The organism is Thiobacillus sp. SCUT-2, assembly GCF_035621355.1.
Taxonomy (GTDB): Bacteria; Pseudomonadota; Gammaproteobacteria; order Burkholderiales; family Thiobacillaceae; genus Thiobacillus; species Thiobacillus sedimenti.
This window is the reverse complement of the sequence record NZ_CP141769.1, coordinates 2,300,374-2,322,130: the sequence shown is the minus strand read 5'-3', so window position 1 is coordinate 2,322,130 and position 21,757 is coordinate 2,300,374. Positions and strand designations below refer to the sequence as shown.

25 protein-coding genes are annotated in these 21,757 nt (G+C 67.2%); 22 read left to right on the top strand and 3 right to left on the bottom strand.

Features of this window, described 5'->3' with window-relative positions; genetic code table 11:
* Nucleotides 1-62 precede the first annotated feature (62 nt).
* The 7 genes from VA613_RS11535 to alr all read left to right on the top strand — a co-directional run bounded on the left by VA613_RS11535 (nt 63) and on the right by alr (nt 6,489).
* Nucleotides 63-2,306: an arginine/lysine/ornithine decarboxylase gene (locus VA613_RS11535; RefSeq protein ID WP_324779162.1), complete on the top strand. Its 2,244-nt coding sequence runs from the start codon at nt 63-65 to the stop codon at nt 2,304-2,306.
* 146 nt (nt 2,307-2,452) lie between these two features.
* Entirely contained in the window at nt 2,453-2,824 is a 372-nt protein-coding gene (gene rpsF / locus VA613_RS11530; protein ID WP_324779161.1) for a 30S ribosomal protein S6, read from the top strand.
* A 20-nt stretch (nt 2,825-2,844) separates the two neighbouring features.
* Nucleotides 2,845-3,135: a primosomal replication protein N gene (gene priB, locus VA613_RS11525; protein ID WP_324779160.1), complete on the top strand. Its 291-nt coding sequence runs from the start codon at nt 2,845-2,847 to the stop codon at nt 3,133-3,135.
* 3 nt (nt 3,136-3,138) lie between these two features.
* Nucleotides 3,139-3,426, top strand: a complete 288-nt coding sequence (gene rpsR / locus VA613_RS11520; protein ID WP_324779159.1) for a 30S ribosomal protein S18 — start codon at nt 3,139-3,141, stop codon at nt 3,424-3,426.
* 10 nt (nt 3,427-3,436) lie between these two features.
* Entirely contained in the window at nt 3,437-3,886 is a 450-nt protein-coding gene (gene rplI / locus VA613_RS11515; RefSeq protein WP_324779158.1) for a 50S ribosomal protein L9, read from the top strand.
* 136 nt (nt 3,887-4,022) lie between these two features.
* Nucleotides 4,023-5,417 (top strand): replicative DNA helicase, encoded by a 1,395-nt coding sequence (dnaB, locus tag VA613_RS11510; RefSeq protein WP_324779157.1) that lies wholly within the window; start codon nt 4,023-4,025, stop codon nt 5,415-5,417.
* Nucleotides 5,418-5,421: 4 nt separating this feature from the next.
* Nucleotides 5,422-6,489, top strand: coding sequence for an alanine racemase (alr, locus tag VA613_RS11505; RefSeq protein ID WP_324779156.1), 1,068 nt, complete (start codon nt 5,422-5,424; stop codon nt 6,487-6,489).
* Between the two features lie 40 nt (nt 6,490-6,529).
* Here the strand turns inward: alr and VA613_RS11500 are convergent, their stop codons facing one another.
* Entirely contained in the window at nt 6,530-6,805 is a 276-nt protein-coding gene (locus VA613_RS11500; RefSeq protein WP_324779155.1) for a DUF4936 family protein, read from the bottom strand.
* Nucleotides 6,806-7,834, bottom strand: a complete 1,029-nt coding sequence (gene ygfZ / locus VA613_RS11495) for a CAF17-like 4Fe-4S cluster assembly/insertion protein YgfZ (RefSeq protein ID WP_324779154.1) — start codon at nt 7,832-7,834, stop codon at nt 6,806-6,808.
* Between the two features lie 41 nt (nt 7,835-7,875).
* Between ygfZ and VA613_RS11490 the strand changes: the two genes are divergently transcribed.
* Nucleotides 7,876-8,319 carry a protein YgfX gene (locus tag VA613_RS11490; RefSeq protein WP_324779153.1) on the top strand — a complete coding sequence of 148 codons (444 nt, stop codon included), beginning with the start codon at nt 7,876-7,878 and terminating at the stop codon, nt 8,317-8,319.
* Here the strand turns inward: VA613_RS11490 and nadB are convergent.
* Entirely contained in the window at nt 8,255-9,880 is a 1,626-nt protein-coding gene (gene nadB / locus VA613_RS11485; RefSeq protein ID WP_324779152.1) for an L-aspartate oxidase, read from the bottom strand. The genes VA613_RS11490 and nadB overlap by 65 nt on opposite strands.
* A 141-nt stretch (nt 9,881-10,021) precedes the next feature.
* Between nadB and rpoE the strand changes: the two genes are divergently transcribed.
* The 14 genes from rpoE to VA613_RS11415 all read left to right on the top strand — a co-directional run bounded on the left by rpoE (nt 10,022) and on the right by VA613_RS11415 (nt 21,750).
* On the top strand, nt 10,022-10,618 hold the full coding sequence (rpoE, locus tag VA613_RS11480) for an RNA polymerase sigma factor RpoE (RefSeq protein WP_324781243.1): 597 nt from the start codon (nt 10,022-10,024) through the stop codon (nt 10,616-10,618).
* Nucleotides 10,619-10,620: 2 nt separating this feature from the next.
* Entirely contained in the window at nt 10,621-11,166 is a 546-nt protein-coding gene (locus tag VA613_RS11475) for a sigma-E factor negative regulatory protein (protein WP_324779151.1), read from the top strand.
* On the top strand, nt 11,166-12,122 hold the full coding sequence (locus VA613_RS11470) for a MucB/RseB C-terminal domain-containing protein (protein WP_324779150.1): 957 nt from the start codon (nt 11,166-11,168) through the stop codon (nt 12,120-12,122). The genes VA613_RS11475 and VA613_RS11470 overlap by 1 nt, the downstream gene beginning before the upstream one ends.
* A gap of 7 nt (nt 12,123-12,129) precedes the next feature.
* Nucleotides 12,130-12,570 carry a SoxR reducing system RseC family protein gene (locus tag VA613_RS11465; RefSeq protein WP_324779149.1) on the top strand — a complete coding sequence of 147 codons (441 nt, stop codon included), beginning with the start codon at nt 12,130-12,132 and terminating at the stop codon, nt 12,568-12,570.
* Nucleotides 12,567-13,955, top strand: a complete 1,389-nt coding sequence (locus VA613_RS11460; RefSeq protein WP_324779148.1) for a DegQ family serine endoprotease — start codon at nt 12,567-12,569, stop codon at nt 13,953-13,955. Before VA613_RS11465 ends, VA613_RS11460 begins: the two co-directional genes overlap by 4 nt.
* Nucleotides 13,948-14,193, top strand: a complete 246-nt coding sequence (locus tag VA613_RS11455) for a glutaredoxin family protein (protein WP_324779147.1) — start codon at nt 13,948-13,950, stop codon at nt 14,191-14,193. Before VA613_RS11460 ends, VA613_RS11455 begins: the two co-directional genes overlap by 8 nt.
* A 64-nt stretch (nt 14,194-14,257) precedes the next feature.
* Nucleotides 14,258-16,057 (top strand): translation elongation factor 4, encoded by a 1,800-nt coding sequence (gene lepA / locus VA613_RS11450; RefSeq protein ID WP_324779146.1) that lies wholly within the window; start codon nt 14,258-14,260, stop codon nt 16,055-16,057.
* A gap of 18 nt (nt 16,058-16,075) precedes the next feature.
* On the top strand, nt 16,076-16,885 hold the full coding sequence (gene lepB, locus VA613_RS11445; RefSeq protein WP_324779145.1) for a signal peptidase I: 810 nt from the start codon (nt 16,076-16,078) through the stop codon (nt 16,883-16,885).
* Between the two features lie 9 nt (nt 16,886-16,894).
* A complete protein-coding gene (locus VA613_RS11440) occupies nt 16,895-17,296 on the top strand; it encodes a DUF4845 domain-containing protein (RefSeq protein ID WP_324779144.1) in 402 nt (133 codons plus the stop codon).
* Nucleotides 17,289-17,969 carry a ribonuclease III gene (gene rnc, locus VA613_RS11435; protein ID WP_324779143.1) on the top strand — a complete coding sequence of 227 codons (681 nt, stop codon included), beginning with the start codon at nt 17,289-17,291 and terminating at the stop codon, nt 17,967-17,969. The genes VA613_RS11440 and rnc overlap by 8 nt, the downstream gene beginning before the upstream one ends.
* Nucleotides 17,966-18,850 (top strand): GTPase Era, encoded by an 885-nt coding sequence (gene era, locus VA613_RS11430; protein WP_324779142.1) that lies wholly within the window; start codon nt 17,966-17,968, stop codon nt 18,848-18,850. The genes rnc and era overlap by 4 nt, the downstream gene beginning before the upstream one ends.
* Before the next feature lie 126 nt (nt 18,851-18,976).
* A complete protein-coding gene (gene recO, locus VA613_RS11425) occupies nt 18,977-19,726 on the top strand; it encodes a DNA repair protein RecO (RefSeq protein WP_324779141.1) in 750 nt (249 codons plus the stop codon).
* Nucleotides 19,723-20,451, top strand: a complete 729-nt coding sequence (gene pdxJ, locus VA613_RS11420; protein WP_324779140.1) for a pyridoxine 5'-phosphate synthase — start codon at nt 19,723-19,725, stop codon at nt 20,449-20,451. Before recO ends, pdxJ begins: the two co-directional genes overlap by 4 nt.
* A 24-nt stretch (nt 20,452-20,475) precedes the next feature.
* Entirely contained in the window at nt 20,476-21,750 is a 1,275-nt protein-coding gene (locus VA613_RS11415; RefSeq protein ID WP_324779139.1) for an HD-GYP domain-containing protein, read from the top strand.
* Nucleotides 21,751-21,757: the final 7 nt, after the last annotated feature.

The window sequence follows — 21,757 nt, the reverse complement described above, 5'->3', positions numbered from 1 at the left end:
CCCCCTGCTGCGCGTGCGACGTACAATCCGCGTTTTTCTCATGGCCATTATCAGGAGCCGCCATGCGCTTCCGCTTTCCCGTTGTCATCATTGACGAAGACTTCCGTTCCGAGAACGCGTCCGGCCTGGGCATCCGCACCCTCGCCGAGGCGATCGAGAAGGAAGGCATGGAAGTGCTCGGCGTCACCAATTACGGCGACCTGACCTCGTTCGCCCAGCAGCAGGCACGCGCGTCGGCGTTCATCCTGTCGATCGACGACGAGGAACTCGCCGGGACCGCCGAAGACGCGGACACCGCGCTGCAGAAACTGCGCGCCTTCGTCGAGGAGGTGCGCTTCCGCAATGCCGAGATCCCGATCTTCCTGCACGGTGAAACCCGCACCGCGCGCCACATCCCGAACGACATCCTGCGCGAACTGAACGGCTTCATCCACATGCTGGAGGACACGCCGGAGTTTCTCGCCCGTTACATCGCGCGCGAGGCGCGCGCCTACCTCGATTCGCTGGTGCCGCCGTTCTTCCGGGCGCTGACGCACTATGCGGCAGACGGCTCGTATTCCTGGCACTGCCCCGGCCACTCGGGCGGCGTCGCCTTCCTGAAGTCGCCGATCGGCCAGATGTTCCACCAGTTCTTCGGCGAGAACCTGCTGCGCGCCGACGTCTGCAACGCAGTCGACGAACTGGGCCAGCTGCTCGACCACACCGGGCCGGTGGCGGCGTCCGAACGCAACGCGGCGCGCATCTTCAACTGCGACCATCTGTTCTTCGTCACCAACGGCACCTCGTCGTCGAACAAGATGGTGTGGCACGCCACGGTTGCGCCGGGCGACATCGTCGTGGTCGACCGCAACTGCCACAAGTCGATCCTGCACGCGATCATGATGTGCGGCGCGATCCCGATCTTCCTGACGCCGACGCGCAACCACTACGGCATCATCGGCCCGATCCCGCTCGACGAGTTCCGCCCGGAAAACATCGAGAAGAAGATCGCCGCGCACCCGTTCGCCAAGGAGGTCAAGCGCAAGCCGCGCATCCTGACGATCACCCAGTCGACCTACGACGGCATCCTCTACAACGTCGACATGATCAAGGAGCTGCTGGGCGACTACATCGACACCCTGCACTTCGACGAGGCCTGGCTGCCGCACGCGACCTTCCACGACTTCTACCGCGGCATGCATGCGATCGGCAAGAACCGGCCGCGCGCGAAGGATGCGCTCGTGTTCGCCACGCAGTCGACGCACAAGCTGCTGGCCGGCTTGAGTCAGGCCTCGCAGATCCTGGTGCAGGACTCGGAGACGCGCAAGCTCGACTTCCACCGCTTCAACGAGGCCTATCTGATGCACACGTCGACCTCGCCGCAGTACGCGATCATCGCCTCGTGCGACGTCGCGGCGGCGATGATGGAGCCGCCGGGCGGCCCCGCGCTGGTCGAGGAGTCGATCCGCGAGGCGCTCGATTTCCGCCGCGCCATGCGCAAGGTCGAGGAGGAGTTCGGCGAGTCCTGGTGGTTCAAGGTATGGGGGCCGCAGAAGCTGGCCGAGGAGGGCGTCGGCGATCGCGAGGACTGGATGCTGGAGGCGGGCGAACGCTGGCACGAGTTCGGCAAGATTGCGCGCGGCTTCAACATGCTCGACCCGATCAAGGCCACGGTCATCACCCCGGGCCTCGACGTCGACGGCTCCTTCGCCGACTGGGGCATCCCGGCGGCGATCGTCACCAAGTACCTCGCCGAGCACGGCGTCATCGTCGAGAAGACCGGGCTGTATTCGTTCTTCATCATGTTCACCATCGGCATCACCAAGGGCCGCTGGAACACGCTGGTGACGGCGCTGCAGCAGTTCAAGGCGGACTACGACGAGAACCAGCCGCTGTGGCGCGTCCTGCCCGAATTCGTCGAGAAGCACCCGCGCTACGAGAAGACCGGGCTCAAGGACCTGTGCGACCAGATCCACGCGATCTACAAGGCCAAGGACGTGGCGCGCCTGACGACCGAGATGTACCTGTCGGAGATGGCGCCGGCGATGAAGCCGGCCGACGCCTTCGCCAAGATGGCGCACCGCGAGATCGAGCGTGTCGAGATCGACAAGCTGGAGGGGCGCATCACCGCGATGCTGGTGACGCCATACCCGCCGGGCATTCCCCTGCTGATCCCGGGCGAGCGCTTCAACGCGACCATCGTGCGCTACCTGCAGTTCACGCGCGAATTCAACGAGAAATTTCCCGGCTTCGAAACCGACGTGCATGGCCTCGTCGAGGAGGTCGTCGACGGACGTGCGCGCTACTACGTCGACTGCGTGATCTGACCGGCTAGGCAGTGGCTTCCAGCTTGATTTGTCAGGAAAAAGGCGTATGATTCGCACTCCCCGCTACGGCGGGGATTGTTTTTCATTGTTGTTTTGAACCTTGCTCCACCGCACCGCAGCGGGGGGCTGAACCGAAAGGAAACCTGATGCGGCATTACGAAATCGTATTCATCGTCCATCCCGATCAGAGCGAGCAGGTGCCCGCCATGATCGAGCGCTACAAGGGCAACATCACCAGCCGCGGGGGCAGCATCCACCGCCTGGAAGACTGGGGCCGCCGCCAGATGGCCTATCCGATCCAGAAGGTCCACAAGGCCCATTACGTGCTGATGAACATCGAGTGCGACCAGGAGACCCTGGAAGAGCTCGAGCACGGCTTCAAGTTCAACGATGCCGTGCTGCGTCACCTGACCATCAAGCGCGACGCCGCGGTGACCACCGCTTCGCCGATGATGAAGGAAGAGAAGTCGCGCGACATGCTCGACAGCGCCAAGCCGGAAGCGGCCGCTGCAGCCTGAGTGCGTGCCGAGCTGAATGATTGAACAGGCTGCTCATCAGCGGCGTCGTCATCCAGGTTGAACCGCTGCGCCATAGCCCGGCCGGTGTGCCGATCGCCGAAGCGGCGATTGCCCATCGCAGTAGCCAGACCGTGGCGGGGCAGATGCGGCAGGTGGAGTGCGAGTTGACGGTGCAGGCGAGCGGATCGCTTGCCGCCCAACTGGCCCATCTCACCAGCGGAACGCAGGTCAAACTGGAAGGCGTGCTGAACCGACGCAGCGTGAACAGCCGGCAACTGATCCTGATATTGAACCGAATCGAAAAGGAATGAATCATGGCCCGTCCCATGGGTGGTAAATCCGGCGGCAAGTTCGCCAACAAGCGCCGCGACAGCGGCAACCGCGGTCTCTTCAAGCGCCGCAAGTTCTGCCGCTTCACGGCTGAGAAGGTGGTCGAGGTCGACTACAAGGACGTCGAGGTGCTGAAGGAATTCATCGCCGAGAACGGCCGCATCATCCCGGCGCGCATCACCGGCACCAAGGCGCACTACCAGCGCCAGCTGTCCACGGCGATCAAGCGTGCGCGCTTCCTGGCCCTGATGCCGTACACCGATCTGCACTAAGGAGACGACGATGCAAGTGATTCTGATGGACAAGGTCGTCAACCTGGGCAACCTGGGTGACGTGGTCAAGGTGAAGGACGGCTATGCCCGCAACTTCCTGATTCCCACCGGCCGCGCGCGTCGTGCCACGCAGGCCAACCTCGAAGCCTTCGCCGCGCAGAAGGCCGAACTCGAGCGCATCGCCGCCGAGAAGCTGGCGGACGCGCAGCGTCGCGCCGAGAAGCTGGAAGGCACGAGCGTCACGGTCAGCCAGAAGGCCGGCGTCGACGGCCGCCTGTTCGGCTCGATCACCAACAGCGACATCGCGGATGCGCTGAAGGCCCAGGGCCATGACGTGGTCAAGGCGGAGATCCGCCTGCCGCAAGGCCCGTTCAAGGCCGTTGGCGAGTACCCTGTGACGCTGGCGCTGCATACCGACGTCACGGCCAACATCACGGTCGTGGTGGCCGCCGAGCAGTAATTCGGCTGCAACCGGAAAAGGGAGCCGCCGGCTCCCTTTTTTGTTTGTGCCCCTCGACGAAGTATTCCCGGATGTTCACGCCTTATCCACAGCATTATCCCTTGGTGGGGGGTGGGCCGACGACTAGAATCCTCCCATGGCCGCCATCCACTCGCTGACCGCAAGCTCCGACCCCCAGATGGCGCAGATGCGCCTGCCGCCGCACTCGCTGGAAGCGGAGCAGGCCGTGCTGGGCGGGCTTCTGCTCGACAACGGTGCCTGGGACCGCATCGGCGACGTTGTGTCGGAGGCCGATTTCTACCGTCAGGACCACCGCCTGATCCTGCGTGCGATCGTGCGGCAGATCGCCGAGAACCGGCCGGCCGACGCGGTGACGGTGGCCGAGGCGCTGCAATCGCTGGGCGAACTCGAAAGCGTCGGCGGCCTCGCCTACATCGTTGCGCTGGCGAGCAACACGCCCTCGGCTGCAAACATCCGCCGCTATGCGGAGATCGTGCGCGAACGATCGGTGATGCGGCGGCTCGTCGAAGTGGCGACCGCGATCGCGGACAGTGCCTACGCGCCTGCAGGGAAGAGCGCCCAGCAGCTGCTCGACGAGGCCGAGGCCAAGGTCTTCGAGATCGCCGAGTCGGGCAGCCGCGGCCAGGCCGGCTTCACCGAGATCAAGCCGCTCCTGAAGGAAGTGGTCGAGCGCATCGACGAGCTCTATCACCGCGACAACGATTCCGGCGTCACCGGCGTGCCGACCGGCTTCCACGACCTCGACCAGAAGACCTCGGGCCTGCAGCCTGGCGACCTCGTCATCGTGGCCGGCCGGCCGTCGATGGGCAAGACCGCGTTCTCGATCAACATCGGCGAGAACGTCGCGCTCGACACCGGGCTGCCCGTCGCGGTGTTCTCGATGGAAATGGGCGGCGCCCAGCTGGTGATGCGGATGATCGGCTCGGTCGGCAAACTCGACCAGCATCGCCTGCGCACCGGCAAGCTGGGCGAGGACGACTGGCAGCGCCTCACCTACGCGCTGGGCAAGCTCAACGAAGCACCGGTCTACATCGACGAGACGCCGGGGCTCAACGTGCTCGAGCTGCGCGCGCGGGCGCGCCGGCTGATGCGCCAGGCCGGGGGGAAGCTCGGCCTCATCATCATCGACTACCTGCAGCTCATGGCCGGCAGCGGCAACGGCGAGAATCGCGCCACCGAAATCTCCGAAATCTCGCGCGCGCTGAAGGCGCTGGCAAAGGAACTGCACGTGCCGGTGATCGCGCTCTCCCAGCTCAACCGCGGCCTCGAGCAGCGCCCCAACAAGCGTCCGGTCATGTCGGACCTGCGCGAGTCGGGCGCCATCGAGCAGGACGCCGACGTCATCCTGTTCATCTACCGCGACGAGGTCTACAACCCCGACACGCAGGACAAGGGCACGGCGGAAATCATCATCAGCAAGCAGCGCAACGGACCGATCGGCACGGTGCGGCTGGCCTTCCTCGGCGAATACACGCGCTTCGAAACGCTGGCGCAGCCAGGCTCGTATTAAGTCGATGCGGCCCATCCAGGCGCGGATCTCGACCGGCGCGATGGCGCACAACCTGCGCGTGGCGCGCACCCATGCGGGCGCCGCGCGCGTCTTCGCCGTCGTCAAGGCGAATGCCTACGGCCACGGGCTGTCGCGCGCGCGGCGCGCACTGGCGGCAGCCGACGGTTTTGCGGTGCTGACGCTGGAGGAGGCCGCCAACCTGCGGCTGATGGGCGTCGACCAGCCGATCCTGCTGCTCGAGGGCCTGTTCGGCGCGGACGAGATCGCCACCTGCGCCGAGCTGGACCTGTGGCCCGTGCTGCATCACCCGCTCCATCTCGATTGGCTGCGCCAGCATCCGCCGGCGCGACCGCTCCAGGTCTTCGTGAAATTCGACAGCGGCATGCACCGCCTCGGTTTTCCGCTCGCGGATCATGCGTCCGTTGTCGCGGCGGTTCGCTCCGTGCCCGGCGTGGCAGGCGTCACGCTCATGACCCATTTCGCCCAGGCCGACGAGCCGGCCGGTGTCGATTGGCAGCTGCAGCCCTTCCTGGGCGAACTCGCGGCCCATGGCCTGCCGTGGACCAGCGCCAATTCGGCAGCGCTGCTGCGCTATCCGGCGACGCAGGGCGCCTGGGTGCGGCCCGGCCTCATGCTGTACGGCGGTTCCCCGTTTGCCGACGCGACGGCAGCCGAACTGGGGCTGCGGCCGGCGATGACGCTGCAGTCGGAACTCATCAGCGTGCAGATGCTGCAAGCCGGCGAAGGCGTGGGGTACGGCCAGCTGTTCCGCGCCGAGCGCCCGATGCGGGTCGGCGTGGTGGCGTGCGGCTACGCCGACGGCTACCCGCGCCATGCGCCGACCGGCACGCCGGTGCGCGTCGATGGCGTCGCCAGCCGCACGCTCGGGCGGGTATCGATGGACATGCTCTGCGTGGATCTCAGCGACTGTCCCGCCGCCGGCATCGGCACGCCGGTGGTGCTGTGGGGCGAGGGCGTTCCGGTGGATGCCGTCGCGGCGTCGGCGGGCACCACCAGCTATGAACTGATGTGCGCGCTGGCCGCGCGCGTCCCGGTTGTCGAGACCGGCTAGGACCGTCGGGCAGGCCGCGTCGCGGGCGCCCAGGCCTTCTTCAGGCGGGGCGAAAGCATTCGAGATGGCGCTCGCCGTGGATGAGCGGCACACAGCCGGACGCGGCGACGGCCGCTTCGAGCGCCGCGAGGAATGCGGCGAAGTCGGCAATGTCCCCGTAGACCTCCATCCACGTGTCGGGATCGTCGCAGCGCGTCAGGCGCTGGGGCGGCCTGCCGCACAGGGCGGCCATCGCCTGCAGCACCGCGTCGACGCGGGGGGCGAGCCGCGCGGCCTGCGCGGGGTCGACGCGGTAATAGACGTAGGCGTGGAGCACCTAGTCGGGAATCGCGTAGGGCAGGGGCTTCAGCGTCAGCGCGGCGCCGTCGGGAGACTTCAGGTGCAGCGTCTGCGTGCGCGCGCTCTCGACCTGTGCGACGGCCAGCAGATCGTAGCCGCCGGTCGGGGCGGGCGCGGCATTGACCACCGTGCCGCTCGCCTGACCGTCGAGGTCGGCACTGTAGAGGTTGTCGCCCGGGGCCGCCGCGGCGTCGACGTGGGCGAGGAACATGCGGCGCTTGAGCTTGCCCAGATACTGGCTGCGCGCGACGATTTCCTGGCCCGTGTAGCATCCCTTCTGGAAGCTGACGCCGCCGATAAGTTCGAGATTCACCATCTGCGGCACGAACGCCTCCTGGGTCGCCGCGACGATCATGGGGATGCCTGCCGACAGGCGCAGCCAGTCCCACACCGGTGCCCCCACCGGGACAGCGCTCTGGCGCAGTGTCTGCCACACGGCAGCGGCGTGATCGGGGAGGACCGCCAGCACGAACTTGTCCTCGCCGACGCGGACGACCTGGCCGGCGGCACCCGCTGCCGAACGCATCGGGGCGTCGGGCAGGACGCCCATCGCGCGCGTCACCGCCGCCGCGGCCTGCGGCCCGGCCACCACCAGCCGGACGGTCTCGTCGCTGGCGTCGCGGCCCTGGACCTTCGCGCGGAGAATGAACATCGACAGGCGCTTCAGCACGGCGGCGGCGATGTCGCCGGACAGCTGCAGGCAATAATCCTCGCCCTGGCGCCACATCAGGAAATTGCCGAGCAGACGCCCCTTGGGGCTGCACAGGCCGTTCCATTGCGCGCCATCGGCATGCAGCGCCCGCACGTCGTTGGTCAGCTGCCCTTGCAGGAACGTGGCGGTATCATCGCCGCGGAAGGCGAGGAGGCCGAGCTGCGACAGGTCGGCGACGACGGTGCCGGCCGTCGCCGCGGCGCGTTCGGCGGCCGGATCGCCGTAGTGCAGCACGGTGCGGCCTTCGATCGCCGCGCCTTGGGTTTGCAGATGGGTTTTCCAGGAATCGATCACGATGCGTACCCGTCCGGAGGAGGATGTGAGAAAGGTCAAAAGTGTACACGCTGACGCGCACGATTGAGCTCAAGCCCTCACGGCTGCTGGGGGTGTTGCTGGCCGCCGCGACCGGGGTTGCGCTGGCCGCGATTGCCATCGCTGACCTGCCGGTCGGCATCGGGCTGGCCCTGGCGCTTGGCGCGCCGGGCTTGGCGGTGTGGAGCTGGCGCCGCGCGACGCAGCCGGTCAGCCTGCGCCTGGCGTCCGACGGCCGCCTGCAAAGTCTCGATGCGGCAGGCGAATGGCGCGATGCCGAGGTGCTGCACGACAGCTTCGTGTCGCCTGCGCTGATCGTGCTGTGCTACCGTCCGGCCGGCGGCGCCGCGCGCACGCTCACGCTGCTGTCCGACAGCGCCGACGGCGACGCCCTGCGCCGGCTCAGGGTGTCGCTTCGGTGGACACGCCGCACACGCTCGGACACATCGTCCCGGGACGCGGGTTGAGCACGGTATTGCCGGCGATCGGCAGGGTCTCGGGGTAGTCGCGGCTGTAGTGCAGCCCGCGGCTTTCCTGGCGCAATTGCGCCGAGCGGATGATGAGGTCGGCGCTCTGCACCAGGTTGCGCAGCTCGATGAGGTCGTTGGAGACCCGGAAATTGCGATAGAACTCGTCGATCTCGGCGCGCAGCAGGCGGATGCGGTGCGAGGCGCGCGCCAGCCGTTTGTTGGTGCGCACGATGCCGACGTAGTCCCACATGAAGCGCCGCAGCTCGTCCCAGTTGTGCGAGATCACGACCTCCTCGTCGGCGTCGGTCACGCGCGAGGCGTCCCACGGCGGCAGGTTGAGCGCGGGCGCCGGCGGCGTGGCGAGGATGTCGCGCGCCGCGGCGTGGCCGAACACCAGGCACTCCAGCAGCGAATTCGACGCCAGCCGGTTGGCGCCGTGCAGGCCGGTGAAGGTGACCTCGCCGACCGCGTGCAGGTTGCACAGGTCGGTGCGGGCGTCGGTGTCGGTGACGACGCCGCCGCAGGTGTAGTGGGCGGCCGGCACCACCGGGATCGGCTGGCGCGTGATGTCGATGCCGAGCTCCAGACAGCGCTGGTGGATCGTCGGGAAGTGCTCGCGCACGAAATCGGCCGGCTTGTGGCTGATGTCGAGGTAGACGCAGTCGATGCCGCGCTTCTTCATCTCGAAGTCGATCGCGCGTGCCACCACGTCGCGCGGCGCCAGTTCGGCGCGCTCGTCGTGGAACTGCATGAAGCGGCTGCCGTCCGGCAGCAGCAGGTAGCCGCCCTCGCCGCGCACCGCCTCGGTGATCAGGAAGGACTTGGCGTGCGGGTGGTACAGGCAGGTCGGGTGGAACTGCACGAATTCGAGGTTCGCCACCCGGCAGCCGGCGCGCCAGGCCATGGCGATGCCGTCGCCGGTCGAGGTGTCGGGGTTGGTCGTGTAGAGGTAGACCTTGCCGGCACCGCCCGTCGCCAGCACGGTATGGCCGGCGGCGAAGGTCTCGACCTCGCCGGTGCCCTTGTTCAGCGCGTAGGCGCCGTGGATCTGCCGTTCCTCGCCGCCGGCGCGCTTGCCGGTGATGAGGTCGATGGCGACATGCTGCTCGAAGGTCTCGATGTTGGGGTGCGCGCGCACGCGGTCGAGCAGGCTCATCTGCACGGCGTGTCCCGTGGCGTCGGCGGCGTGCACGACGCGGCGACGGGAATGGCCGCCCTCGCGCGCCAGATGCAGGCCGCCCGGCGCCTGCGGGTCGGGCGTGAAGGCGACGCCGTTGGCCGTCAGCCACGCGATCATCTCGCGCGCCTGGCCGGCCACCAGCCGGGTCACCGCCTCGTCGCACAGGCCGGCGCCGGCGACCAGGGTGTCGCGGACATGGGCCTCGACCGAATCCCCGCTGTCGACCGCCGCCGCGATGCCGCCCTGCGCCCAGTCGCTGGCGCCGTCGGTCATCTGGCGCTTGGTGACAATGGCGACACGGCGCTGGTCGGCAAGCTTGAGCGCGGTAGTCAGCGCGGCGAGGCCGCTGCCGAGGATGAGGACGTCGTGTCTGTGCATGGTGGCGAGGGGATGATAGCAGGCTTGGCGCGGGGCGGAATAACCTTGTTCGACATGAACTTTTTCGCCGCGCGCCACTCACAGGTTCCGGAAGATGCGGTCACGTATACTTTCAACACAAACAAGAAGCAGCAGGGAGATATGTCGGACCGCGAACTGGATCAGGTTTTGGTCGAACGCGCCCAGCGCGGCGACAAGCGCGCGTTCGAGCTGCTGGTGAGCAAATACCACCGCAAGCTCGGCCGCCTGCTGTCGCGCATGGTGCGCGATCCGGCGGAGGTGGAAGACATCACGCAGGAGGCCTTCATCAAGGCCTATCGTGCGCTGCCCGGTTTTCGGGGCGAGAGTGCCTTCTACACCTGGCTGTACCGGATCGCCGTGAACACCGCCAAGAACTACCTGGTGGCGCACAAGCGCCAGCCGGTCTCGAGCGATGTGCTGGCAGAAGACGCGGAGAATTACGAGGACGGCGACCTGCTGCGGGACATCGCGACGCCGGATGCGGAACTCCAGACCAAACAGATCGCCAAAGCGGTGAACGAGGCAGTCGACGCGCTGCCCGAGGAATTGAGGACAGCGATTACGCTGCGCGAGATCGAAGGCATGAGCTACGAGGAGATCGCGCAGATGATGGAATGCCCGATCGGAACGGTGCGCTCGCGGATCTTCCGCGCGCGCGAGGCCATCGCGGAAAGGATACGCCCGATGCTGGGCACCCGTCAGGACAAAAGGTGGTAATCATGGCAGCACTTCGCAAATCAGACCCCCATCCCCACGCCCTGGAGGCCGAAGATCCCTGGCCGGCGAAGCTGTCGGCGGCACTCGACGGCGAAACGGCGCGCGCGGACACCGACGCGCTGCTGCAAGCGCTGAAGGGCGACGAGGGACTGCGACGAAACTGGTCGGACTACCACCTGATCGGCGACCTGATGCGCGGCATCGAGCCCGCCGGAGACGACTTCATGGCGCGCTTCTCGGCCCGGCTGGCGGACGAGCCGACGGTGCTGGCGCCCCGCCGCAGCGTGTGGCCGCAGCGTGTGGCCGTTGCGTCGTTCGCCTCGCTGGCCGTCTGGGGCGCCATCTCGCTCAGCGGCATGATGTCGGACGGGCCCGCGACGCTGCCCGTGACGGCGGGCCCGGGCTTCCAGCAGGCTTCGCTGTCGTCCGACCCGGCGCGCGAGAATGCACGCTATGCCTCGTATCTGGTGGCCCACCAGGAGTTCGCGCCGATGGCGGTGGCCTCGCCCTACCAGCCCGCGGTCGCGGTCGCGGTGGAGCCGCGCTGATGCGGGCGCGGGTTGCCTGGCGACACGGCTGGTGGCTTGCCGGGGTGGTCGGCCTCGCCGTGTGGTCGGGCCTCGCGCGCGCCGAGGCGGCGGCGGACTGGCTCAACCGGGCCGCAAGCGCCGCCCGTCAGCAGAACTACAGCGGCATCTATGTTTATCACCACGGCGAGCACGTCGAGGTGATGCGCGTTCGGCATCGTGCCGACGCCAGCGGCGAGCAGGAAAAGGTCGAGATCATGGACGGCTCGTCGCGCCAATTCCTGCGTATCAACGACGACGTTTACTGCCACCTGCCGGACGGCAAGCACGTGCAGGTGGAGCGCAATCCGCTGCGCCGCTTCTTCCCGGCCCTGCTGCCCGCGCAGCCGGCCGGCCTGCTTGCCTACTACGAGCCCAAGCTGGGCGGGATCGAGCGCGTTGCCGGGCATTCCTGCCAGGTGCTGACGCTCGAGCCGCGCGACGGTTATCGCTACGCCTACACGCTGTGGCTGGACCAGCGCACCGGGCTGCCGCTGAAGGCGCGCGTCGTCGACGACAATGGCAGCGCGATTTCCATGTTCGTGTTCTCCGAGATCCAGATCGGCAAGGCCCCCGACCTCCAGCAGCTTCGCAACGACATGACCGGCAAGATCGTGCAGACGGTCCGTTTCGACAAGCCGGCGGTGAGCGCCTGGAACGTGACGCCGCCGCCCGGCTACGAGAAGGTCCAGGAGGCCGTGCGCGCGCTGCCGGGCAAGCGGGCGCCGGTGACGCACCTGGTGTTCTCGGATGGACTCAGCGTGCTGTCGATGTTCGTCGAGCCGGTCGACCCGAAAGTGCAGACCTTGCGCGGCTTGTCGGCCGAAGGCGCAATCGGCATCTACGGGCGCGAGGTCGACGGCTATACCGTCACGACGCTCGGCGAGGTGCCGGGCCTGGCCCTGATCGAAACCGGCAACTCCGCCAGCCACAAATAGCCCGCCCATGCTGGAACAGACTGCAGAAGTGATACGGACGGCGCCGGACGGCGTCTGGGTGCAGGCGGTCGAGCCGTCGGGCTGCGGCAGCTGCGAGGGCCAGGGCTGCTCGTCGCGCCGGATTGCCGAGCTGTTTCAGCGCGCGCCGCGGCATTTTCTGGTGGAGTGCGATCTCGCGGTGGCGCCCGGCGACCGGGTCGTCGTCGGCATTGCCGACGGCAGCGTCTTGCGGAGTGCGCTGCGTGCCTATGGCCTGCCGCTCGGCCTGATGCTGGCGGGCGCCATGCTGGCGCAGGCCATCCGGCCCGGCGACGGCCCGGCGCTTGCCGGCATGGCGCTCGGCGGCCTCGCCGGCTGGCTCGGCTCGCGCGGCGGCAGGGCGAGCCGCCCGGTCGTGCTCCGGCGCGAACACGCATTCCTGTTACACCCGATGAAAGGACAGTCATGATGAGGAGCGCTTTGGCGGCGACTGCGCTGGTGCTGACGGTTGCGGCACCCGCATTCGCGAAAGACGTGGTCGATGTGGCCGACCTGGTGGCAAAGGAGGGCCCGGCCGTCGTCAACATCAGCACGACCACGCTGGTCAAGCGTGGCGAGGGCGGTCTGCCGTTCGGCGACCCGGCGATGCAGGAGTTCTTCCGCCGCTTCTTCCCCGGGATGCCCGGCGGTCCGGGTGCGCAGGGACCCCTGCAGGAAGTGCCCACGCGCGCCGAAGGTTCCGGCTTCATCGTCAGCCCCGATGGCTACATCCTGACCAACGCCCACGTCGTCAAGGGAGCCGACGAAGTCGTCGTCAAGCTCACCGACAAGCGCACCTTCACCGCCAAGGTGGTGGGGGCGGACGCCCGCACCGACGTCGCCGTCATCAAGATCACTGCCAAGGACCTGCCGGTGGTCAAGCTGGGCGATCCGACCAAGCTGCGGGTCGGCGAGGCCGTGGCGGCCATCGGTTCGCCGTTCGGCTTCGAGAACTCGGTGACGGCGGGCATCGTGTCCGCCAAGGGCCGCTCGCTGCCGTCCGAGACCTACGTCCCCTTCATCCAGACCGACGTGCCGATCAATCCCGGCAACTCGGGCGGGCCGCTCTTCAACATGAAGGGCGAGGTGGTCGGCATCAATTCCCAGATCTACAGCCGCAACGGCGGCTATATGGGCGTGTCGTTCGCGATTCCCATCGACGTCGCGATGGAGGTGGCGAAGCAGCTGGAAAGCGGCGGCAAGATCGCGCGGGGCTGGCTCGGCGTGGTGATCCAGGAAGTGACCGCCGACCTTGCCGACTCCTTCGGCCTTGATCGGCCGCGCGGCGCCCTGGTGTCGCAGGTCCAGGACGACAGTCCCGCGAGCAAGGCGGGCTTGCAGCCGGCCGACGTGATCCTGGCATTCGACGGCAAGGCGGTGGAGAACTCCAGCGACCTCCCGCGCATGGTCGGAATGGCCAAGCCCGGCAGCAGGATTCCGCTGGATATCTGGCGCAAGGGCAAGCAGCAGCAGGTGACGGTCGTGCTCGGGGCGCTGCCGAGCGAGGCCGAGCAGGCGAGCGCCGGCGGCAAGTCCTTTTCGCGCGGCGGCCTCGCGCTGTCCGAACTGACGCCGGAGCAGCGGCGCGCGCTCGACGTCGAGCAGGGGGTACTGGTCGAGGAGGCCACCGGCGATGCCGCACGGGCCGGCATCCGGACCGGCGACGTGATCCTCGCCGTCAACAACGTCAAGATCGGCAGCGTCGAGGCCTTCCGCAAGGCGATCGCCGCCGTCCCGGCGGGCAAGAGCGTGGCGCTGCTGGTGCGGCGCGGCAACGGCTCCCTCTACGTGCCGCTGAAGATCTCCGGTGGCTAGCACGCTGACGCTCTACACGCGGGCGGGCTGCCCGCTGTGCGAGGAGATGGCGGCGGCCGTCGCCGGCGTGCTCGCGGGCAGCCCGCATCGGGTTGACGCGGTCGACGTCGACCGCGACCCGGCGTTGCGTGCGCAATACGGCTGGGACGTCCCCCTGCTGTTCGACGGCGAGCACGAGATCTGCCGGCATGAACTGAATCTGGCGGCATTGCGGGAATGGCTGCGCGCCCGCGCCTGAAATCCGTTAAAATTTCGCGTGTTATCGCATCCCTAGCCGGGCACGGAAACGTGCCCGTTTTGCTGTGTCCCAGAACCTGATCCGCAACTTTTCCATCATCGCCCACATCGACCATGGCAAGTCGACGCTGGCCGACCGCCTGATCCAGCATTGCGGCGGCCTGTCCGAGCGCGAGATGGAGGCGCAGGTGCTCGATTCGATGGATCTGGAGAAGGAGCGCGGCATCACGATCAAGGCGCAGACGGCCGCACTCGCCTACAAGGCCAAGGATGGCCAGACCTATCGCCTCAACCTGATCGACACGCCGGGCCATGTCGACTTCTCCTATGAAGTCAGCCGCTCGCTCTCGGCCTGCGAGGGCGCACTGCTGGTGGTCGACGCCTCGCAGGGCGTCGAGGCGCAGACGGTCGCCAACTGCTACACCGCGATCGACCTCGGCGTCGAAGTCATCCCGGTATTGAACAAGATCGACCTGCCGGCAGCCGATCCCGACCGCGTCGCCGGCGAGATCGAGGACATCGTCGGCATCGATGCGACCGATGCGGTGCGCGCCTCGGCCAAGACCGGCATCGGCATCGAGGAGATTCTCGAGGTCGTGGTCAAGCAGGTGCCGCCGCCGCGCGGCGACGAGCGCGCGCCGCTGAAGGCGCTGATCATCGATTCCTGGTTCGACAACTACGTCGGCGTCGTCATGCTGGTGCGCGTGGTCGACGGCGTGCTGCGCCCGAAGGACAAGATTCGCTTCATGGCGACCGGCGCGCAGTACCTCACCGAGCACGTCGGCGTCTTCACGCCCAAGTCGGTCGACCAGCCGCAGCTGTCGGCGGGCGAGGTCGGCTTCGTCATCGCCGGCATCAAGGAGCTGAAGTCGGCGCAGGTGGGCGACACCGTGACGCTGGTCGACAACCCGGCCGCCGAGCCGCTGCCCGGCTTCAAGAAGGTGCAGTCGCAGGTGTTCGCCGGCCTGTACCCGGTCGAGTCGCACGACTTCGAGGCGCTGCGGGACGCGCTGACCAAGCTGCAGCTGAACGATGCGGCGCTGCAGTTCGAGCCGGAAGTCAGCCAGGCGCTGGGATTCGGCTTCCGCTGCGGCTTCCTCGGCCTGCTGCACATGGACATCGTGCAGGAGCGGCTCGAGCGCGAATACGACATGGACCTCATCACCACCGCGCCGACGGTGGTGTACGAGGTGGTGCAGAAGGACGGCACCATCATCAACGTCGAGAACCCCTCCAAGCTGCCCGAGCCGTCCAAGATCGAGGAAATCCGCGAGCCCATCATCACCGCGACGATCTTCGTGCCCGAGGAGTACGTCGGCAACGTCATCACCCTGTGCAACCAGAAGCGCGGCGTGCAGCTCGACATGCAGTACCACGGCAGGCAGGTCATGCTGCGCTACGACCTGCCGATGAACGAAGTGGTGATGGACTTCTTCGACAAGCTGAAATCGACCAGCCGCGGCTACGCCTCGCTCGACTACGAATTCAAGGAGTTCCGCGCGGGCGACCTGGTCAAGCTCGACATCCTCGTCAACAGCGAGAAGGTCGATGCGCTGTCTCTGATCGTGCACCGTGCCAGCAGCGTGTACCGCGGGCGCGAGCTGGCTGCCAAGATGCGCGAGCTGATCCCGCGCCAGATGTTCGACGTCGCGGTGCAGGCGGCGATCGGCGCCAACATCATCGCGCGCGAGAACGTCAAGGCGATGCGCAAGAACGTGCTTGCCAAGTGCTACGGCGGCGACATCACGCGCAAGAAGAAGCTCCTGGAAAAGCAGAAGGCCGGCAAGCGCCGCATGAAGCAGGTCGGCAACGTGGAAATCCCGCAGGAAGCCTTCCTCGCCATCCTCCAGGTCTCCGACAAATAGGAAAACGGACCCCCCGACATGAACTTCGCCCTCATACTCTTCGTCGCCCTGGTGGTCACGGGCGCCATCTGGCTGCTCGACGTGCTGTTCCTCAGGCGTGGCCGCGACAGGGACGCGAAGGAGCCGCTGCTGGTCGAGTACGCGAAGAGCTTCTTCCCGGTGATCCTCGTCGTGTTCGCGCTGCGCTCCTTCCTGGTCGAGCCGTTCAAGATCCCGTCGGGGTCGATGATGCCGACGCTGCTGGTCGGCGATTTCATCCTGGTCAACAAGTTCGCCTACGGCATCCGCCTGCCGGTGATCGACCGCAAGATCATCGGCGTGGGCGAGCCCCAGCGGGGCGACGTCATGGTGTTCCGCTATCCGGGCGACCCCAGCCTCGACTACATCAAGCGGGTGATCGGCGTGCCCGGCGACATCGTCGAATACCGCGACAAGAAGCTGACCATCAACGGCAAGCTCGTCCCGGCCGCGGCCAGCGGGACCTACAGCTATGTCGGCAACGGTCTCAACTACATCACCGCGACGGTGTACAAGGAGCGTCTAAACGGCGCCAATCACACCATGATGGTGGAGCCGGACAAGCCCCCCGTCTATCCGACGCAGGTGGTGGACTTTCCGTCGCGCGACAACTGCTCCTACAATGCCGAGGGCGAGGGTTTCGTCTGCAAGGTTCCGGCCGGAAAGTACTTCATGATGGGTGACAACCGCGACGAGAGCAACGACAGCCGTTACTGGGGCTTCGTTCCCGACCGGAACATCGTCGGCAAGGCCTTCTTCGTCTGGATGAACTTCGACGATTTCCACCGCATCGGCACGACCATACGATAAGGAGAGAACATGCACGCTGTACGCCCCATGCGCCCCCAACAACGCGGCCTGACCATGATCGGCTTCCTGTTCATCGCCATCGTACTGGTTGCACTGGCGATGCTTGCGATGAAGGTGGTCCCCGCCTACATCGAATTCTTCTCGGTGAAGAAGATCCTCGCCACGATGGGGCAGGAGCCCGAGCTGAAATCCATGAGCAACGCCGATATCCGCCTCGACTTCGCCAAGCGCGCCCAGGTGGGTTATGTCACCGCCGTCAAGCCCGAGGACCTCAGCATCGATCGCCACGGTGCGGTCCCCGTGATCACGGCCGACTACACCTACCGCACCAAGCTGCTCGGCAACGTCAGCCTGGTCGTCGATTTCAATGCGAGTTCCGACCCCAACGCGGCCCCCGTCGACGTTGAATAACGCCTTGCTCGACCAGCGTCTGCAACGGGCGCTGGGCCATACCTTCGTCCGTCCCGACCTTCTGACCCAGGCGCTGACGCATCGCAGTTTCGGCGCGCTCAACAACGAACGCCTCGAGTTCCTCGGCGACTCGGTGCTGAACTGCAGCGTCGCCCGTGCGCTGTACGACGCGTTTCCCGATCTGCCCGAGGGCGGCCTGTCGCGCCTGCGCGCCAATCTCGTGCGCCAGGAAACCCTCGCCGAGATCGCCACGAACCTGAGGCTTGGCGACAGCCTGCGCCTCGGCGAGGGCGAGCTCAAGAGCGGCGGCTTCCGCCGGCCCTCGATCCTGGCCGACGCGCTGGAGTCGCTGTTCGGGGCGGTTTTCCTGGATGCCGGCTTCGAGGCGGCGCAACGCGTCGTGCGCGGCCTGTTCGATCCGCTGGTGGCGCGCATCGACCCGAAGGCGTCGGGCAAGGACCCCAAGACGGAGCTTCAGGAATTGCTGCAGGCGCGCCGGCTGCCCCTGCCGGAATACCGCCTGGTCGGCACCGAGGGCGAGGCGCACGACCAGGATTTCATCGTCGAGTGCGTGCTCGCGAAGCCTGCGTTGCGCACGCGCGGCGTCGGCAAGAGCCGCCGCGCCGCCGAGCAGGAGGCCGCGCGCCAGGCGTGCGCCCAGGTGCGGAAATGAGCGGGTACAAGTGCGGCCTCATCGCCATCGTCGGGCGCCCCAACGTCGGCAAGTCGACGCTGCTCAACCGCATCGTCGGGCAGAAGATCAGCATCACCTCGAAGAAGGCGCAGACGACCCGCCACCGCGTGATGGGCATCCACACCACCGACGAGGCGCAGTTCATCTTCGTCGACACACCGGGCTTCCAGACGCGCCACGCGAGCACGATGAACCGGGCGATGAACAAGCGCGTGCGCGAGACGCTGTCGGACACCGACGTGGTGATGATGCTGGTCGAGGCCGGGCGGCTGACGCGCGAAGACCGCCAGGTCATGGAACTCCTGCCGAAGGACCGTCCCCTGATCCTGGTGGTGAACAAGATCGACCATGCGAAGGACCGCGCCGGCCTGATGGCCTACCTGCAGGAGGTCGCCGCGGCGCATGCGTTCACCGAGATCGTGCCGGTGTCGGCCAAGCAGGGCAGCAATCTCGAGGAGCTGCTGAAGACGCTCGAGAAGCATCTGCCCGAGAACCCGCCGCTGTTCGGCGAGGACGACGTGACCGACCAGACCGAGCGCCAGCTCGCCGCCGAGCTGATCCGCGAGAAGGTGTTCCGCCTGTGCGGCGAGGAAATCCCCTACGCGGTCGCCGTGACCATCGACAAGTTCGAGGAAGAGGGCAAGCTGCGCCGCATCTTCGCGACGATCCTGGTCGACCGCGACAGCCACAAGGCCATCGTCATCGGCAAGGGCGGCGAGAAGCTGAAGACGATCTCCACCCAGGCGCGCCAGGACATGGAGCGCGCCTTCGACAGCAAGGTCTATCTCGAGGTCTGGGTCAAGGTGAAGGGCGGCTGGGCGGACGATGTGCGCATGCTGAAAACGCTGGGGATCGATTAGGATTCCCAGCGAAGGCACGCGGCGGGATGATGGAACGACGTGATCGCGCAATGCCTACCGGCCTCACGCCCAGAGGCTTGAGCGGCTTTTCGCCCGTGCGCGAGCTTCGCGGATAAGGGTTTCGACATGTCCGGCGACGTCCGCATCGACAACGAGCCCGGCTTCGTCCTCCACACCTATCCGTTCAAGGAAACCAGCGTGGTGGCGGAAGTCTTCACGCGCGGCCATGGTCGCGTCGCGCTGATCGCGCGCGGCGCACGGCGGCCGGCGTCGGCGCTGCGCGGCCTGATGCAGCCTTTCACGCCGCTCCTGCTGTCGTGGTTCGGCAAGGCGGAGATGAAGACCCTGCATGGCGCCGAATGGCTGGGCGGCCTCATCGCGCCGCAGGGACGCGCGCTGATGTGCGGCTTCTACCTCAACGAGCTGCTGCTACGGCTGCTGGCGCGCGGCGACCCCCACGAGCGCCTGTACGACCGCTACGTCGAGACGCTCGAACTGCTGGCCGGCGAGGCGAGCAGTGCGGATTTCGAGCGCATCCTGCGCCGCTTCGAGAAGAACCTGCTCGCCGAGATCGGCTATGGCGCCACGTTCGAGGTCGATGCCGACAGCGGGGCCGCCGTCGACCCGGCGGCGCGCTACGTCTACCAGCCCGAGCGGGGCGCGCTGCGCGCCCAGGGGGGCATGGACGCGATCGGGCAGCCCGGCTGCCCGGTGTCCGGCCAGACGCTGCTCGATCTTGCCGCCGACCGCTTCGAGCGGCCGGCCACGCTCGTCGAGGCGAAGGCGCTGATGCGCACGCTGATCAACCACACGCTCGGCGCCAAGCCGCTTTATACTCGCCAGCTGCTGCGCGAACTCACCGACCTGAATCCATGAGCATCTTCCTCGGCGTCAACATCGACCACATCGCCACGCTGCGCCAGGCGCGCAAGACCCGCTACCCCAGTCCGGTCGAGGCGGCGCTCGTGGCGGAGACCGCCGGCGCCGACTCGATCACCCTGCATCTCCGGGAAGACCGCCGCCATATCCAGGACGCCGACGTCGCCATCCTCCGCCAGGTGCTGAAGACCAAGATGAACCTCGAGATGGCCGTCACCGAGGAAATGCTCGGCGTCGCGATCGCAACGAAACCCCAGGACGTCTGCCTGGTGCCGGAAAAGCGCGAGGAACTCACGACCGAGGGCGGCCTCGACGTCGCGAACCAGCTGCCCAGGCTGACGGACGCCTGCAAGCGGCTGGCGGATGCCGGCATCCGCGTCTCGCTCTTCATCGACGCCGACTTCGCCCAGCTCGATGCCGCACACGCGGCGGGGGCGCCGGTGGTCGAGATCCACACCGGCCACTATGCCGACGCCGCGACCGGTGCCGAGCGCGTCGCCGAGTTCGAGCGCATCCGCATGGCCGTCGCCTACGGCCGCAGCCTCGGCCTGACGGTGAACGCCGGACACGGCCTGACCTACCACAACGTGCAGCCGATCGCCGCGCTGCCCGGCATCCACGAACTCAACATCGGCCACGCGATCGTGGCGCAGGCGCTGTTCGTCGGCTGGCAGGATGCCGTGGCAGAGATGAAGCGGCTGATGACCGAAGCCGCCGGCTGAGCGGCCCGGCTTCTGACTTGACCGATGAGCGAACGGGAACAACGCATCAGCGTCGATCAGCTGCGGGTGGGACTGCATATCCGGATCGAATCCTGGATGGATCATCCCTTCCTGTTCAGCAGCTTCAAGATCCGCAGCGAAAAGCAGGTGCAGCAACTGCGCGCGCTGGGCATTTCGCACGTGCTGTGGGACGCCAGGAGGAGCGACGTGCCGCCCCTGCCGCCGCCCGCGCCCGGTGCGCCGCCGCCCCCGCCGGCCGAGCCCGATCCCGAGATGGAGGCGATGTGGGCGGAGAAGCGCGCGCGGCGCGAGAAGCTGGCGCGCCAGCGCGAGGCGCTCGGCCGATGCGAACGGCAGTTCGCGGCCGGCGCGTCCGCGGTAAAGTCGTTGCTGCGCAATTTCTTCGCGAAGCCCGGCGAATCGATGCAGCAGGCGCAGGGGCTCGTGTCCGACATGGTGGACGCGATGCTGGCCGACAAGGATGTCGTCCTTCACCTCGTGAACGCGAAGGCGGGCGACGAGAACGCGTATTACCATGCCCTCAACGTCACGATGCTGGCGCTGATCCTGGGCAAGGAGGCGCAGCTGGACGCCGAGGCGATGCGTGCACTCGGCCTCGGCACGCTGCTGCACGACATCGGTCGTGAAAAGATCCCGAGCCAGATCCTGCTCAACAAGGCGCCGTGGACGAAGGCCGAGCTGAGCTTCTACCAGCAGCACGTCGCCTACGGCGTCGACATGGCTCGGCACCTGCCCGGCCTCCCGCCCGCCGCGCTGGAGGTGATCGCCATGCACCACGAGCTGCTCGACGGGAGCGGTTATCCGCGTGGACTTGCGGGCGACCAGATCGGCCGGCTTGCGCGCATCGCCGGCATCACCAACGCCTTCGACACCTATTGCAATCGGCCCAATCCCGCGGACTCCATGACGCCGGCCGAGGCAATCGCCTTCATGTTCAAGAAAGAGCCGGCGAAATACGATCCGGTGCTGCTGCAGCTGTTCGTCCGCAGCATGGGGGTCTACCCGCCGGGGAGCGTCGTGCAGCTGAGCGACGGCCGGATCGGTCTGGTCATGAGCGTCAATCCGGGGCGGCTGCTGCATCCCTCCTTGCTGATCCACGATCCCGACGTTCCCAAGGAGGAGGCCCTGTGGCTGGATCTGCGGGAGTCGCCCGAGGTCTCCGTCGCGAAGACCCTGCGCCCGGCCGAGCTGGATCGTGCCGTGCTGGCCTATCTCGATCCGCGCACGCGGATCAGCTACTTCACGGAAAACGGGCTCGCCGGCAACCGCGGCGCCTGAGTCTCCC

Coding starts and splice junctions, on each gene's coding strand:
- VA613_RS11535 (WP_324779162.1), top strand. CDS start 63: ATGCGCTTCCGCTTTCCCGTTGTCATCATTGACGAAGACTTCCGTTCC.
- rpsF (WP_324779161.1), top strand. CDS start 2,453: ATGCGGCATTACGAAATCGTATTCATCGTCCATCCCGATCAGAGCGAG.
- rpsR (WP_324779159.1), top strand. CDS start 3,139: ATGGCCCGTCCCATGGGTGGTAAATCCGGCGGCAAGTTCGCCAACAAG.
- rplI (WP_324779158.1), top strand. CDS start 3,437: ATGCAAGTGATTCTGATGGACAAGGTCGTCAACCTGGGCAACCTGGGT.
- dnaB (WP_324779157.1), top strand. CDS start 4,023: ATGGCCGCCATCCACTCGCTGACCGCAAGCTCCGACCCCCAGATGGCG.
- alr (WP_324779156.1), top strand. CDS start 5,422: ATGCGGCCCATCCAGGCGCGGATCTCGACCGGCGCGATGGCGCACAAC.
- nadB (WP_324779152.1), bottom strand. CDS start 9,880: ATGCACAGACACGACGTCCTCATCCTCGGCAGCGGCCTCGCCGCGCTG.
- rpoE (WP_324781243.1), top strand. CDS start 10,022: ATGTCGGACCGCGAACTGGATCAGGTTTTGGTCGAACGCGCCCAGCGC.
- VA613_RS11475 (WP_324779151.1), top strand. CDS start 10,621: ATGGCAGCACTTCGCAAATCAGACCCCCATCCCCACGCCCTGGAGGCC.
- VA613_RS11470 (WP_324779150.1), top strand. CDS start 11,166: ATGCGGGCGCGGGTTGCCTGGCGACACGGCTGGTGGCTTGCCGGGGTG.
- VA613_RS11465 (WP_324779149.1), top strand. CDS start 12,130: ATGCTGGAACAGACTGCAGAAGTGATACGGACGGCGCCGGACGGCGTC.
- VA613_RS11460 (WP_324779148.1), top strand. CDS start 12,567: ATGATGAGGAGCGCTTTGGCGGCGACTGCGCTGGTGCTGACGGTTGCG.
- lepB (WP_324779145.1), top strand. CDS start 16,076: ATGAACTTCGCCCTCATACTCTTCGTCGCCCTGGTGGTCACGGGCGCC.
- VA613_RS11440 (WP_324779144.1), top strand. CDS start 16,895: ATGCACGCTGTACGCCCCATGCGCCCCCAACAACGCGGCCTGACCATG.
- era (WP_324779142.1), top strand. CDS start 17,966: ATGAGCGGGTACAAGTGCGGCCTCATCGCCATCGTCGGGCGCCCCAAC.
- recO (WP_324779141.1), top strand. CDS start 18,977: ATGTCCGGCGACGTCCGCATCGACAACGAGCCCGGCTTCGTCCTCCAC.
- pdxJ (WP_324779140.1), top strand. CDS start 19,723: ATGAGCATCTTCCTCGGCGTCAACATCGACCACATCGCCACGCTGCGC.
- VA613_RS11415 (WP_324779139.1), top strand. CDS start 20,476: ATGAGCGAACGGGAACAACGCATCAGCGTCGATCAGCTGCGGGTGGGA.